The organism is Paragemmobacter straminiformis (assembly GCF_014243445.1).
Taxonomy (GTDB): Bacteria; Pseudomonadota; Alphaproteobacteria; order Rhodobacterales; family Rhodobacteraceae; genus Paragemmobacter; species Paragemmobacter straminiformis.
On sequence record NZ_JACLQD010000006.1, the window covers coordinates 42,865 to 55,956 of the forward strand.

At 63.0% G+C, this 13,092-nt stretch carries 13 protein-coding genes and 1 tRNA gene; all 14 read right to left on the reverse strand.

Annotated elements, in window-relative coordinates:
- Window positions 1-2: 2 nt before the first annotated feature.
- The gene (locus tag H7F16_RS17695) at window positions 3-1,238 is read right to left on the reverse strand and encodes an LVIVD repeat-containing protein (protein ID WP_185798972.1); all 1,236 of its coding nucleotides are present in this window, start codon (window positions 1,236-1,238) and stop codon (window positions 3-5) included.
- A gap of 79 nt (window positions 1,239-1,317) precedes the next feature.
- Window positions 1,318-2,007 carry an MBL fold metallo-hydrolase gene (locus H7F16_RS17700; RefSeq protein ID WP_185798973.1) on the reverse strand — a complete coding sequence of 230 codons (690 nt, stop codon included), beginning with the start codon at window positions 2,005-2,007 and terminating at the stop codon, window positions 1,318-1,320.
- A gap of 3 nt (window positions 2,008-2,010) precedes the next feature.
- Window positions 2,011-2,295: a putative quinol monooxygenase gene (locus H7F16_RS17705; RefSeq protein ID WP_185798974.1), complete on the reverse strand. Its 285-nt coding sequence runs from the start codon at window positions 2,293-2,295 to the stop codon at window positions 2,011-2,013.
- Window positions 2,286-3,008 carry an HAD family hydrolase gene (locus tag H7F16_RS17710; RefSeq protein ID WP_185798975.1) on the reverse strand — a complete coding sequence of 241 codons (723 nt, stop codon included), beginning with the start codon at window positions 3,006-3,008 and terminating at the stop codon, window positions 2,286-2,288. The genes H7F16_RS17705 and H7F16_RS17710 overlap by 10 nt, the downstream gene beginning before the upstream one ends.
- Entirely contained in the window at window positions 2,998-3,876 is an 879-nt protein-coding gene (locus H7F16_RS17715) for a class II fructose-bisphosphate aldolase (RefSeq protein ID WP_185798976.1), read from the reverse strand. The genes H7F16_RS17710 and H7F16_RS17715 overlap by 11 nt, the downstream gene beginning before the upstream one ends.
- Before the next feature lie 54 nt (window positions 3,877-3,930).
- Window positions 3,931-4,485 (reverse strand): VOC family protein, encoded by a 555-nt coding sequence (locus H7F16_RS17720; RefSeq protein WP_185798977.1) that lies wholly within the window; start codon window positions 4,483-4,485, stop codon window positions 3,931-3,933.
- A 14-nt stretch (window positions 4,486-4,499) separates the two neighbouring features.
- Complete coding sequence (locus H7F16_RS17725) at window positions 4,500-6,062, reverse strand: FGGY-family carbohydrate kinase (protein WP_185798978.1); 1,563 nt, start codon at window positions 6,060-6,062, stop codon at window positions 4,500-4,502.
- Window positions 6,063-6,082: 20 nt separating this feature from the next.
- Window positions 6,083-6,721: a hypothetical protein gene (locus H7F16_RS17730; RefSeq protein WP_185798979.1), complete on the reverse strand. Its 639-nt coding sequence runs from the start codon at window positions 6,719-6,721 to the stop codon at window positions 6,083-6,085.
- Window positions 6,708-7,802 carry an ABC transporter ATP-binding protein gene (locus H7F16_RS17735; protein ID WP_185798980.1) on the reverse strand — a complete coding sequence of 365 codons (1,095 nt, stop codon included), beginning with the start codon at window positions 7,800-7,802 and terminating at the stop codon, window positions 6,708-6,710. Before H7F16_RS17735 ends, H7F16_RS17730 begins: the two co-directional genes overlap by 14 nt.
- A gap of 60 nt (window positions 7,803-7,862) precedes the next feature.
- Window positions 7,863-8,741: a carbohydrate ABC transporter permease gene (locus H7F16_RS17740; RefSeq protein ID WP_185798981.1), complete on the reverse strand. Its 879-nt coding sequence runs from the start codon at window positions 8,739-8,741 to the stop codon at window positions 7,863-7,865.
- Between the two features lie 4 nt (window positions 8,742-8,745).
- Entirely contained in the window at window positions 8,746-9,744 is a 999-nt protein-coding gene (locus H7F16_RS17745) for a carbohydrate ABC transporter permease (protein WP_185798982.1), read from the reverse strand.
- Between the two features lie 99 nt (window positions 9,745-9,843).
- On the reverse strand, window positions 9,844-11,370 hold the full coding sequence (locus H7F16_RS17750) for an extracellular solute-binding protein (RefSeq protein ID WP_185798983.1): 1,527 nt from the start codon (window positions 11,368-11,370) through the stop codon (window positions 9,844-9,846).
- Window positions 11,371-12,122: 752 nt separating this feature from the next.
- Window positions 12,123-12,212 (reverse strand) — tRNA-Ser (locus H7F16_RS17755).
- Between the two features lie 158 nt (window positions 12,213-12,370).
- Window positions 12,371-13,090, reverse strand: a complete 720-nt coding sequence (locus H7F16_RS17760) for an alanine--tRNA ligase-related protein (protein WP_185798984.1) — start codon at window positions 13,088-13,090, stop codon at window positions 12,371-12,373.
- Window positions 13,091-13,092: the final 2 nt, after the last annotated feature.

A 13,092-nucleotide genomic window follows, 5' to 3' on the forward strand; every position in this document is an offset into this window, starting at 1 on the left:
GGTCAGCCAAGGTATTCCATCACCGAAAGCCCTGCGTTGAAGTCGGTGGCATAGACCAGACCATTGCGGTCCACATGCACATCGGCCGAATGCAGCACCGCCGCACGGTTCGGGCGCGGGTCCACCATGCGCGCCGGCGGCGGCGGCACGCAGGCGCCCACCTCGACGGGGTGGAAGGGGTCGGAAATGTCATGCACCCGCACGCCGGCATTCTGCCATGTCGAAAAGATCAGCGTTTCCGACTGAAAGGTGCCGGGCCGGTTCTCGTGGATGTTGTGCGGCCCGAAATGCCCGCCGACCGCGTGGTAGTCGCGGTCCTTCGGCGGCGGAAAGGTCGAAATGCTTTTTGGCCTTCCCTTGATCTGGTTGTCAAAGACCCAGATCGGCTTGAACCCGTCCTCGCCATGATCCAGCACGGTTTCGTCCACCACAACCAGAAGATCGCGCCCCGGCAACGGCAGCGCGTTATGCGTGCCGCCCCCGAACGGCGGCGACCAGACGATGTGGTTCATCAACCTCGGCGAATGCCGGTCCGAAACGTCGACGACCGCAAGACAGGCATCGCGCCATGCACAATAGGCAATGTCGCCCTGCACGATCGGATGATGCAGCCCGAAGCGCCCCGTCGGCTGCGGCCAGTCCGGCACCTCGCCCGCGGCATGGTTCATCCCCGGCAACCAGAAGCGCGACGCGAGGATGGGCTTTTCCGGGATCGCCATGTCGATTACGATCAGGATGTAATCCGTGAACCCGTCCAGCAGCGCCGAGGCATAGGCCCAGCGCCCGCCCGTATACCAGATGCGGTGCAGGCCCATGCCTTCCACCTTCATGAAGCCGATCCCGCGCGGCTTTTCGGGGTCCGCGATATCGTAGACCGCCATTCCCGCCGACCAGTCCCGCGCCCCGCCGGCATGGTGGCTGACCCCGCCTTTGTAATAGGCCCTTTCGTCGGCCATGTCGGACTGGGCAAACATGTCCTTGTTATGGATCACAAGCAGCAGGTCGTCATGCGTCTGCAAATGCAGGTTCCACGTGTTCGGCGGCGCCGCGACAAAGCCCACCGCGCGCGGGTTCACCGGATCGCGCAGGTCGATCACGCTGAACCCTTTGGAAAAGATATGACCGACATAGGCATAGCCCCGATGCACCATAAGCTGCACGCCATCGGGCCGCCCGCCCTGATCGCTTTGCGACAGAAGCCGCATGTTTCGGGCGTGGCTGGGGGTGGGGGCGGTCATGGCTCACCTATGGGATGAAAAGGCCCCTGCCCCGAAAAGCGGGCAGGGGCGAGTACGCGCATCCAGTCAGGGGAATGCGTCAGCGCGACTGTTCGAAGACAAAGACCCTCGGCGCACCGCTTGCAGGCAACATGTCCGGCGTCAGCTCCATCTCGGACCCGCCCACGCGGGTGATGCTTTCCGCAGGCACGCGGGCAAGGAAGCTTTCCACCGGCTCGATCTTCAAGACACCCTTGGGGCTGTAGTAATGCATCGGGATCACGGCCCTTGGTCCGATCACGCGGATCGCCTCGTCCAGATCCGGCAGCGGGATCGTCGCATGGTCGCCCGTCAGCGCCAGCAGCACATCCACCTTGCCCTTCAGCGCCTGCAAATGCCCCTCCGGCACCGCAGTCCCGATGTCTCCCATATGCAGGAAACGCAGCCCGCCAAGGCTGAAATGGTAAAGCGCGTTCGCATCCGGATCGCGGCCATACTCCGTCTGGTAATCGAAGGTCAGGCTTTCCGTCGCGGGATAAGAGGTCACCTCGATCCCCTTGACCACGCGCCCACCCGTCGGAATGGCAAGCGTATTCACCACTTCGGGGCTGCCGGTGACATGGCTCGGGTCCGAATGGAAATCATCCGTGTCCGACGACATAAGCACGATATCGGCGGGTTCGTTGATCGGATCGAAATGCGATTTCTCGCAATTGAAGGGGTCGGTCACGATTGCCAGCCCGTCCCCTTCCAGCCGGAAACTCGCATGGGCATAGAACTTGATCTTCATGGCTTACACCTTCTGTCCGGTAAAGAGCGTCCAGTTGGCCACCAGATCATCCTGCTTGGCCGAAAACGCCGTCAGATGGGGCGAGGCCATGTGGTCATCCCAGAGCGGGCGGCTTTCCCACTCCTCGGTGAACATGAAGAGACCCTCCTCATCCTCGGATTTATGCATGTCGTAAAAGACGCAGCCCTTTTCGGCGCGGGTCGGGGCGATCAGCCCTTGCAGCACGGAAAACAGCGCGTCTTCCTTGCCGGCCTTGGCTTTCAGGGTGGCGATGACGGTCAACGGCATTGGGGTTCCTCCTCCTTGGTCAGGCTCCGGCACAGGCCAAGGTCGATGCCTTGGTCCAGATGGTCCACGATCCGGTCCGCGCCCGTGAAATCCTCGTCGTGGGTATAGGTGGAACGGGTGACGACGCAGCGCATCCCCGCCCCCTTCGCGGCGCTCAGGCCGATGTGGCTGTCCTCGATCACCACGCAGGCCGAAGGCGTCAGGCGCAGCGTGGTTGCGGCAAGCGTGTAGATCGCGGGATCGGGCTTCTTTTTCGCCACCACATCGCCCGCAAAGATCACGATCGCCTTTGCACGCTCCGGCCCCAGAAGCACCTCGACCACCTTTTCCACCGCGCGTTCGTTCGAGGTAGAGCAGACGGCGACCTGCAACCCCGCCCCTAGCGCCGCATCGACCATCCGCGCCACGCCGGGGCGCAGCGGCAAGGCACCGCTTTCGATCAGTTCCATAAAGATATCGGTCTTGAGCCGGTGAAGCTGCGCGATCAGCGCGTCACGGTCGCCTTCGGGCCAGCCGGTTTCATCGAAATGCCGCCGCATCCGCTCCTTGCCGCCGCCCGTGGTCAGCAACGCGCCGTAGCGTTCCACCGACCATTCGACCGAAAGCCCCGCGGCCTTGAACGCCGCGTTGAAGGCCACGCGATGGCCATCTCTCTCGGTATCGACCAGAACCCCGTCGCAATCGAAGATCAGCGCCTGCATCTCATGCGGCATGGGCTGCCTCCGCCGCGCGGCCCGCCGAACCGAAGGTGCGGATGCAGGCCATGACATCCCCCTTCATCGCGTCATGCTGCGCGGCGAGGAAAGGCAGCGGCTCCTCGAGCTTCGGCCTTTCCGCCTTCAGCCCGACAAATCCGTCGATAAACAGACGCTTGTGCATGGTCGAGATGTTGACCTTGCCACAGCCAAGGGAAATGCAGCGCGTGAACTGTTCATCCGTCAGTCCGGTGCCGCCGTGCAATGCGATGGGCGTGTCGATGGCCTTGGTGATCCGCTCCAGAAGGTCATAGGCGATCTTCGCCTCGCCCTTGTAGAAGCCGTGCGCCGTGCCGATGGCGGGGGCAAAGACGGCAAGGTTCGGCATCGCTGCGACGAAGCGCAGGCATTCGTCATAATCGGCCAGCCGCGACTGGTCGTCGTTCACGACCTTGTCGTCCTCGACCCCGCCGATGGCTCCGATCTCGGCCTCCAGCCCCACACCGGCGGTTTCTGTCAACCCGTAGACCAGCGACGACTTTTCAAGGTTCTCGGCAAAGGGCAGCGCCGATCCGTCGAACATGACCGAGGTCCAGCCCGCATCGATGCAACGCCTTATGACATCGATATCCGTGCAGTGGTCCAGATGCAGCGCCACAGGCACCGGCGCGTCCTCGGCCAGCATCCGCACCCATGTCGCCACATGGGCATAGCCCCAATGCTTCACCGTCTTGACCGAGACCTGCACGATCACCGGCGCCGACAGTTCGGCAGCACCGGAAATGATAGACTTGGCCGAGTTGAAATCGATCATGTTATAGGCGGCGATGCCATAACCGTCCGCTCGCGCCCGACGCAACATCGGGCCCATTGAAACCAGGGGCATGAATTTTCCTTTCAGGTTGTGCGGGGGGCCGGCCCCGGCCCCCCTTTCGTCACGTCAGATCAGCGTTTCCGCCGGACGCGACGGGTCGAACAGGCGGCGACGGCCTGCCTGTTTCGCCTCGTTGTCGAAAACCGTCCCCTTGGGCGAAGAGACCACCTCGAGTTGCAGCCCCCAGGGCGCCATGAAATAGCACCATGTCAGGCCAAGGTTCGGACCGTCGGTATAGCTGGTGGGTTCGCCCAGAACCTTCACCCCGTTGTCCTTGAGAAACGTGATCGCGGCCTCCATGTCATCGACATAGAATGCCATGTGATGCCCGCCGACGTCCGAATTCTTCAACGGCCCTTCGGTCTTCTGGTCCGGCGCGGAATACTGGAACACTTCGAGGTTGGTGCCGTTCCCAAGCCGCACATAGCGGAATTCCTTGATCTCCGACCGCGGATGCACGTTCAGATGCTCGTGCATCCAGTCGCCCTCGCCACGGAAATCGGTGGCGGCGGTGAACAGCACCTCGGCGCCAAGGATGCGCGTGAAGAAATCGCAGGCTTCGTTGATGTCGGGCACCGTAATGCCCACATGTTCCATGCCTCGAATACCGGGAATACCCATCTTACCCTCCTGTCTTATTGATATTTCTGCGAAAAATCGCTGAGCTTCGCGTATTGCCCGCTTTGGGCAACCGCCTCGTAGATGCCGCGGTAGATGCCGTGCTGCTCGCCATAAAGCTCGCCAAGCCTCGTGTTCGGCTCGAAGGTGCTTTCAACCTGCACCATCGCCCCCACCGCCTCGTCGATCGAGGTGAATGCCCCCGACCCGTAGGCGCCAAGGATCGCGGCCCCCAGCGCGGTGCATTCGCGCTCCTTGGTCACGGTCGACGGAACGCCGATCACATCGGTCATGATCTGCACAAATCCGTCCGACTTCGTCCCGCCGCCCGTCAGGCGGAAATCGGTGATCCCGCCGTCTATGTCGGACTGGAAGCTGTCGAACACCATCTTCATCTCGTGCGAGCAGCCTTCCAGCAGCGCACGGATGAGGTCATGGCGTTCGTGATAAAGCCCGAGGCCAAGAAAGCTGCCCCGCGCCACCGCATCGTAATAGGGCGTGACCTGCGAAGCCATGAAGCTGTGGAACATCGCACCATTGGCGCCGGGTTTCGAATTATGCGCCTGTTCGACCATGACACTGTAAACGCTCGTCTTGCGCCGCGCGCTTTCATCCAGTTCGTTGCGGCCCAGATGGTCGCGCCACCAGCGCAACGAGGCACCAAGGCTGAAGGCCCCGCCTTCGATATCCCATGCCCCCGGCACGCCGTGGCCGCCCCACCAAAGCTTGTTGCCCTTGATACGGTCCACGCTGTCCAGATGCGCCACCATCACGCCCGAGGTGCCAACCGTGAACTCCGCCATCCCTTGCCTGATGACACCCGCGCCGATGGCGGCGCATTGCTGGTCGCCCGCGCCACGGCACAGGATCACCCCTTCCGGCAGGCCCGTCTCATGCGCGGCGGCCTTCGACAGTCGCCCCACCATCGTCGCAGGCGTGCCCACGGGGGGCAGACGGTCGCGCCCGATGCCGCAGGCCTTCAGGATCCGGTCCGACCAGTCAAGCTTGGCAATGTCCATCATCCCGTTCAGCGTCAGCGATGCCGGATCGGTCGCCCAATCCTCGGCCCCCATGCGCCAAAGGAAATACTCCTGCCCGTTCACGAACCAGCGCGTCGCGTCGAACAGGTCGGGCCGGTTCTCGCGCAACCAGACGATCTTTGCCGCCGACCAGAGCGGGCTGATCGTCATTCCGGTATGCGCCTGATGCTCCGCCGCGCCGAATTCGGCCGAGATCGCCTCGACGCTCTTCAACGCCCGCCCGCAGTTCCAGACCAGCGAATTCATCAGCGGGCGGCGGTTCTCGTCCAGCAACCCGAACGTCCCGCGCTGGCTCGACAGGCCCACCGAATGATAGGCATCGGCCGGAAGCCCCGCCTTGGCAACCGCCTGTTTCGTCGCCGAACAGATGCCCGCCCAAACGTCGTCCAGCGACTGTTCGATCCACCCCGGCTGGGGCGAGGAACAGTTGTATTCCTGATATCCGTGGCCGACCGCGTTGCCCTTCTCGTCGAAGACCATCACCGTGCAGCCCGTCGTGCCGGCATCTATGCCGACGAAAACCTTACCCGTCCGCGACAAGTTTTCCTCCCCCCGTCGTCCTATGCACCAACGGCCTGCGGCAACCCCGCGAGCCAACCCGACAAAAGGGCCAGAAACTTCAGCCGTCGCGCGCTGTCCTCCTCCGACAGCGTCACCAGAAGCTTCGCCTTCGTGCCAAGCACATCCTCATCCCGCGACCTCACGGTCACCTGCGGGATCGCCTGCACCGTGTCGCCCTGTCCGCGCCACGCCGCATCCGCCTCGAAGCCCCAGCGCCGCAACGCCAAAGGCCATGTCGCATCCATCGCCTGCCCGCTGTCCAACCGGACACGGCAATGGAAGTCGGTCACACCACCGTCAGCCAGCATGCCCAGAAGCTGGGGCGGCATGCCGGGGTGAAGCGGGACGGCGCTTGCGAAATCGCCCTCGACGATCTCGACCACGGCGCCCTGCCCCATCCGGCGCAGCGCATCGCGCAGCACCAGATGCTTTGCCGTGCAGGCCCCCCGCCCCGATTGCAGCGCCGCCAGCGGGCTGCGGTCGGGACCCGAGAAATAGGGCATGGCCTGAACTGCCCGATAGGCCTGGACGATGCCGTCCATCCCGTCCGAAGTCACATGCGCCGCAAGAAAGGCGTCCAGCGCCCTTGCGTAGGGAACACCCCCCTGTCCTGCGGCTGTGACCTCAGAAATAGGCATGGCCGTCGCCTGCGTCGAAGACGTGCCACTTGTCGCGGTTGACGGTCAGGTAGCAGGCCTCGCCCGGCTTGCCCGCGAATTCCGGCGTCGTCTTCACGCGGATGCGGCAATCGTCCAAGGCAACCTCCACCAACATGTCCCCGCCGAGCAATTCGTTCACGAAGATCTCGCCGCGCATAGCCGCTTCGTCGGGCTTTGTCATGCTGATCGAAAGCGCATCGGGGCGCACGCCCATCCGCGCCGTGCCCGTCTGGGCGGCGCCGTTCAACTGCCGCACCTGCCCGGCGAGCAGCGGAATCTCGAAATTCCGGTGCATGAGCGAAACCTTGTCGCCCTCGCCCTTGATCCCGCAGGTCAGGAAGTTCATCGCCGGTTCGCCGACGAAACCTGCAACCCATGCGTTGACGGGGTTGTTGAAGATTTCGGACGGCGTGCCCCACTGCTGCAATTCGCCGTCATGCATGACCGCAATATAGTCGGCCATCGACAGCGCCTCGAGCTGGTCATGCGTCACATAGACCATCGTGGTGCCAAGCGTGCGCTGAAGATGCTTGATCTCGCCCCGCATATGCGCGCGCAGCTTGGCGTCAAGGTGCGCGATGGGCTCGTCGAACAGGAACAGCTTCGGTTCCCGCACGATGGCCCGCCCGATGGCAACCCGCTGCTTCTGCCCGCCCGACAATTCGTGCGGGCGACGGCCGAGCAGATGCCCGATCTCGAGCAGTTTCGCAGCCCCTTCGACACGTTCCTTGATCGTCGCCTCCTTCACGTCGCGCAGACGCAGCGGGTTGGCGATGTTTTCATAGACCGATTTGTGCGGATAAAGCGCATAGTTCTCGAACACCATCGCGACGTCGCGGTCCTTGGGGGCAAGGTCGTTGACCCGCACGTCATCGAAAAGGATGTCGCCGCTGCTGATATGTTCGAGCCCTGCGATCATCCGCATGGTCGAGGATTTCCCGCAGCCCGACGGGCCGAGGATCGACACGAAGCTGCCGTCGGGGCAGGTGATGTTCAGATCCTTCACCGCAGGCGTCTCGCCGTAATATTTCCAGACGTTCCTGATCGTAACCGTAGCCATAAATGTCTCCTCCCGGCTCTTTGGTATAGGGGCGCGGCTCCTTTGGCCGCGCCGCCCGCATCATTCCTTGACCGCGCCCATCGTCAGGCCAGCCACGAGGTATTTCCGGATCACAAGGCCCAGCAGCATCATCGGTGCGGTCGTGACCACCCCTGCCGCCATGATCGACCCCCACTGGATGTTCTGCGGCTGCACCAGTTCGCGTGTTGCCACGGGCAGCGTCTTTGCCCCGCCCGACCCGATGATCGCGGCGAACAGAAAGTCGTTCCAGGCAAAGAGAACGCACAGCACGATGAAGGCCCCGATCCCCGGCGCGACCAGCGGCAGGATGGCGCGGAATGCCTCGAACCGCGTCGCACCGTCGACCATCTGCGCCTCTTCGATGGCGTAGGGGACGTTGTCGAAGAACCCCTTCAGCATCCAGATCGCAAAGGGCAGGTTGAAGGTCGTGTAGGCAAGGATCAGGCCGGGCAAGGTGCCGACAAGATCAAGACTGCGGAAGATGGCATAAAGCGGCACCATCACCGCCACCACGGGCGCCATGCGCGTCGAGATGATCCAGAAGAACAGGTCCTGCTTGCCTTTGAAGTCCACGCGGCTCAGCGAATAGGCCGCAAGCGACCCGAACACGACCGAGATCAGCGCCGACCCGCCCGCCGCGATCAGGCTGTTCAGGATATAGGTCCCGAAGCTGTTCTCGGTGAAAAGCGAGGTGTAGTGTTTGAAAGTCGGCGTGAACTCGAAAAAGACGGTGATGCCGGCCCAGTCGCCCACGGCAGGCAGCTTGAACGCCTCGAGCATGTCCTTGAAGGACGAGACGAACATCACGACAAAGGGCAGCAGCGTCCAGACGAGGTAAAGCGCAAGGAACAGGCTGGCAAGGATGCGCAACACGCGCGAAAGCGGGGTATCGTAGGATACGACGTCACGGGAAGCCATTGGGTTAGCCCTTTCCGCCCTGGGGTTTCTCGAAGACCCGGACAAGCAGCTTGCCCAGAAGGATGGTGACGAGCAGAAGCGTCAGCGCGATGGCCGCACCCCGACCCAGCTTGAAGAACTTGAAGGCGACCTCGAACAGGTAGACCGGCAGGATCTTCGTCGCACTCCCCGGACCGCCGCCGGTCAGCACCAGAAGCGAGTCGATGAAGCGGAAGTTGTCCATGAAGCGCAGCAGCACCGCGATCAGCAGGACGGGGTACAGGTTCGGCAGGATGATCGCAAAGAAGTTGCGCAAGGGCGAAGCGCCATCGACCATGTTGGCCTCCAGCTGGTCACGCGGCACCCGCTTCAGACCGGCCAGCGCGATGATGGTGATCAGCGGCGTCCACTGCCACACATCGACCAGAACGATGGCGTACATGGCGGTGTTCGACCCGGCGAGGATGGATGCGCTGTCAAGGATACCGGCGCTTTGCAGCAACCAGTGATACCAGCCGAACGTCCCGTTATAGAGAAAGAGCCACAGCAGACCCGCCACCGCAGGCGCCATCATCATCGGCATCAACAGCGCCGTAACAAGGTATTTTTCATAGCGCGAACTGTTGACGACAACAGCCAGCGTGACACCCAGCCCGACCTGAAGACCAAGACACATGATGCTGTATTTCGCCAGCAACACCCAGCCTTCGAGGAAGCGTGCGTCGGTGAACAGTTTGGTGTAATTCTTCAGGCCGACCCATTCGCCGCCGCCGATGGTCACGTCCTGCAACGACATGATGATCAGCCAGAAGAAGGGATAAAGCGAAATGAACGCAAGGATCGCGATCGCAGGGGCCATCAGGTAGAAGTAGTAATGCTTCGGCAATGGCGGGTTGAAATTGCGTGGCTTGTGCGAAATCTCGGCACGCGGACGCGCCTCCACTTCGACGGAATGCGCACGCGCTCGGAACAGTTGCGCGCCCATGTCGCGCGTGCTGCCGGAAAGGGATGAGACATCTGTCATGTCGGTCGTCGCTCCTGCCTTGGGCCGCGATGCAGGCCGGGGGCGGCAATTTGGATGAAGGGGGAACCGGCGGCCCGATGGACCGCCGGCAGGTTCGGCTTACACGCCGTTCAGCTCGTCGAGCTGGCTCTTGAGCGAGGCCGCGGTATCCGCAGGGCTTTGCTCGCCCGACAGCATCCGCTGCGATTCCGACGCGATGATCGAATGGTATTCGTTCGCTTCGAGGATCTTCGGCCCGAGCACGAAGTTCGGGTCCTTGATGCCGTAATTGTAGACGGCATCGAAGGTCAGCGCGTTCGGCATGCTTGACGGACGCTTCTGCGCGGCCTGCACTTCCGGAATGTCCAGAACCGACTTGCGGGTCGGCGTGCCGCCCAGCCCCTTCAGAACATCGTACTGGATGTTCTTCGAGGTCGACCAGATCGCAAAGAGGTAGGCCGCGCGCTGCACATCCTCGGAAGCGTTGGCGTTGATGCCGATGCCGCCGATCCCGCAGTTCGTGCCGTTCACGGCCTGGCCGCCGTTCAGGATCCAGCTCGCCTCGCCTTTCGGGCAGGGCGCGTAAGCGGTCTTTCCGCCCGCCGCGACCGAGGTTTTCTCGTCTTCGACCGAGGCCGCGAATTCATGGTACTGGACCTGCATCGCGATATTGCCCGACTGGTAGACCGTGTTCAGCTCAAGCGTGCCGTTGGCAAGGTTGTCGGGGTGCGAAACATCCGCCAGTGCCTTGAACTTTTCAAGCATCAGCACCGACTGCTCGTCGCCCCAGTTGGTCGGACCCGGCTCTTTCGAACCCAGCTTGTCATCGATGTTGAAGTCGAGCCAGCGGCCATGCGCGAACATCATGCGCTGGATGTCGAGCTGCGTCGTCCATGCAAAGCTGCCCTGGTGCTGGGCGTAGCCATAGGGAACGTCCGCCCCGCCCTCTTTCAGCTTCTTGAAGAAGGTTGCGATGTCGAGAACGTTCTTCCAGGTCGAGTTCTCGTTGTACTCCAGACGGTAGCCGAATTCGGCTTCAAAGTCCTTGGTGTATTTCTCGAACAGGTCCTGACGGTAGAAGGTCACGGCGATGGCAGCGTCATAGGGCAGCGCGACGATCTTGTCCTCGCTGTAGAAGCGGCCGCAAGCCGACAGGAAGTTGGTGAACCAGGCGTCATCGCCATAGCCGTCGACGTCCTGCGGCAGGGTATCGTCGCCGAACATCTTGGAAAGGTCGACGTAGAAGTCGGCAAAGGGCGCGCCGATCGGCTTGTCCTGAATGTAGTTCAGCGCATAGTCCGACTTGCCCGAGCGCAGGTCGATGCCGACCTTTTGCTGAACGACCGGAAGGTCGTCGGTCAGGATTTCGACCTCGATGCCGGTCAGGTCATAGAACGCCTTGATATTGTCGCGGATCGCAAAGGACGGCGGCGTGTTTTCCGACAGGAACGTCAGCTTCGAACCGGCGTATTGCTGCCATTTGGCGGCATCCGACGAAGCGGCCTGCACGGGGGTCGACATGATCGTCGAGTTCAGGCCCACGGCCATCGAGCCGGTCCCGAGCATCGTCGCACCATATCCACCCAGTTCGAGGAACCGGCGGCGACTGATGCGGGTGGCCTGCGCATTCTTTGGTTTGTGAAACATTTTCTCTCTCCCTGTTATACAGCGGCCCCTGGCCGCTTACGCGCGCCTCCCCCCTGCCTCGCCGGCTCCTCTTCCGACATTCGAGACAAGCGAATCTTGCACAAATGAAGTGTTAGCTACGGCAGACCTCTATGTAAATTATTTTCCTCATTCTTCGGATCGATCCTGAAATCGCCCCGCGCGCCTCGGATTCCTCGCGTATTTCGCCCCGATTTTCGCCCGAAATCCCCCGATTGTCGCGACAGGCTTCTATTTTGGAAATAGTTTTCCACCAACTTGCGCGCTCGCGGCCCCCATCCGCGCCTGCGCAAATCACGAATCAACCGGCCCCGCGGCTTGCCCCGACACCGGAAAACCCGCGCGGAAACCGCCGCCACGGCAGCGCATGGGCTCTCCCCGCTTGTAGAATGAAGCACCACGACCCCGGCCACGCCCGCCGCCCCTCGGGGTCCGCGCGCGTCCGGACATGCGCGCGGAAAGAATTCCCGGACGCGCTGAAGAACCACCTGACCGGGCAGCGCACAGTCGATCCCGCGCGGGCCTTCGAAAGCCCTCCACCGTCCTGAACGATCCGGACATCCTTGATGCCCGCCCCGAAGCAGAGGTTGGGCAGATCATCACAGCGGTGACCGATATCCCGATGAAGGCCGCCGCCCGAAGCCGTGAAGCACCGCCAAAAAACCGCCATACCGGCGACCAATCAGGCGCCATCCGGCTGCGGATCGCGTAAATTATCGATATCTATGATGTTATGGCGGACAGAGAGGGATTCGAACCCTCGAGACGGTTCCCCGCCTACACACTTTCCAGGCGTGCGCCTTCGACCACTCGGCCACCTGTCCGTGGGGGTTGTCATAAGGGTTGGGCGCGGGGCGTGCAAGGGGGCACGGCAGGCGCTGTTGCGCGCGGGGCGGCACCGCATCCGCACCCGTGGCGCGGCAGGCCCAAGGCACCGCGCCTTGCCCCCGCGCGCGGCGGCGGGCATCTCCGGCCTGCGCGCCTAGCCGTCCAGCTCGACCGTCACCCTGCGGTTCTGCCGGCCCTTCTTCTCGATCTTGCCGATGCGCACATGGCCGATCTCGGCGGTGCGGGCCACATGGGTTCCGCCGCAGGGTTGCAGGTCGACCAGCTGCCCCGCCGTGCCGATCCGCACCAGCCGCACCCTGCCCTGCCCCGTCGGAGGCTTGACCGACATGGTCTTGACCAAACCCGGATTGGCGTCGAGTTCGGCATCCGTGATCCATTCATCCGTCACCGCAAGGTCAAGGCCGATCAGCGCGTTCAGCCTGTCCTCGATGGCAGCGACATCCTCGGGCGGATCGGGCATGTCGAAATCGAGCCGCCCCCTCTCGGCCCCGATCTGCCCGCCCGTCACCGGCAAGGGGATGACCACCGACAGAAGATGCAGCGCGGTATGCACGCGCATATGCCTGTGCCGCCGCTCCCAGTCGAGCCGCTGGGTCACCAGCGTCCCCGCAGGGGGCAGCGCCATCGCCTCGGCGGCGACAAGCGCGACCTGCCCGCCCTCGGCCTTGACGGCGGTCGCGATGGGCATCCGCCCGCCCTCCCAGACCAGCAGGCCGCTGTCGCCGGGCTGCCCGCCCCCCGTGGGGTAGAACACCGTCCGGTCAAGGATGATCCCGCCCTCGGCGGTATGCCCGGTCACGCGGGCCTCGGCCTCGCGCAGGTAGGCATCGGCGCGGAACAGCAATTCGGTCACCA

Excerpts from the sequence above, each read along its gene's own strand:
- H7F16_RS17695 (WP_185798972.1), bottom strand. The coding sequence starts at position 1,238 with ATGACCGCCCCCACCCCCAGCCACGCCCGAAACATGCGGCTTCTGTCG.
- H7F16_RS17700 (WP_185798973.1), bottom strand. The coding sequence starts at position 2,007 with ATGAAGATCAAGTTCTATGCCCATGCGAGTTTCCGGCTGGAAGGGGAC.
- H7F16_RS17705 (WP_185798974.1), bottom strand. The coding sequence starts at position 2,295 with ATGCCGTTGACCGTCATCGCCACCCTGAAAGCCAAGGCCGGCAAGGAA.
- H7F16_RS17710 (WP_185798975.1), bottom strand. The coding sequence starts at position 3,008 with ATGCCGCATGAGATGCAGGCGCTGATCTTCGATTGCGACGGGGTTCTG.
- H7F16_RS17715 (WP_185798976.1), bottom strand. The coding sequence starts at position 3,876 with ATGCCCCTGGTTTCAATGGGCCCGATGTTGCGTCGGGCGCGAGCGGAC.
- H7F16_RS17720 (WP_185798977.1), bottom strand. The coding sequence starts at position 4,485 with ATGGGTATTCCCGGTATTCGAGGCATGGAACATGTGGGCATTACGGTG.
- H7F16_RS17730 (WP_185798979.1), bottom strand. The coding sequence starts at position 6,721 with ATGCCTATTTCTGAGGTCACAGCCGCAGGACAGGGGGGTGTTCCCTAC.
- H7F16_RS17735 (WP_185798980.1), bottom strand. The coding sequence starts at position 7,802 with ATGGCTACGGTTACGATCAGGAACGTCTGGAAATATTACGGCGAGACG.
- H7F16_RS17740 (WP_185798981.1), bottom strand. The coding sequence starts at position 8,741 with ATGGCTTCCCGTGACGTCGTATCCTACGATACCCCGCTTTCGCGCGTG.
- H7F16_RS17745 (WP_185798982.1), bottom strand. The coding sequence starts at position 9,744 with ATGACAGATGTCTCATCCCTTTCCGGCAGCACGCGCGACATGGGCGCG.
- H7F16_RS17750 (WP_185798983.1), bottom strand. The coding sequence starts at position 11,370 with ATGTTTCACAAACCAAAGAATGCGCAGGCCACCCGCATCAGTCGCCGC.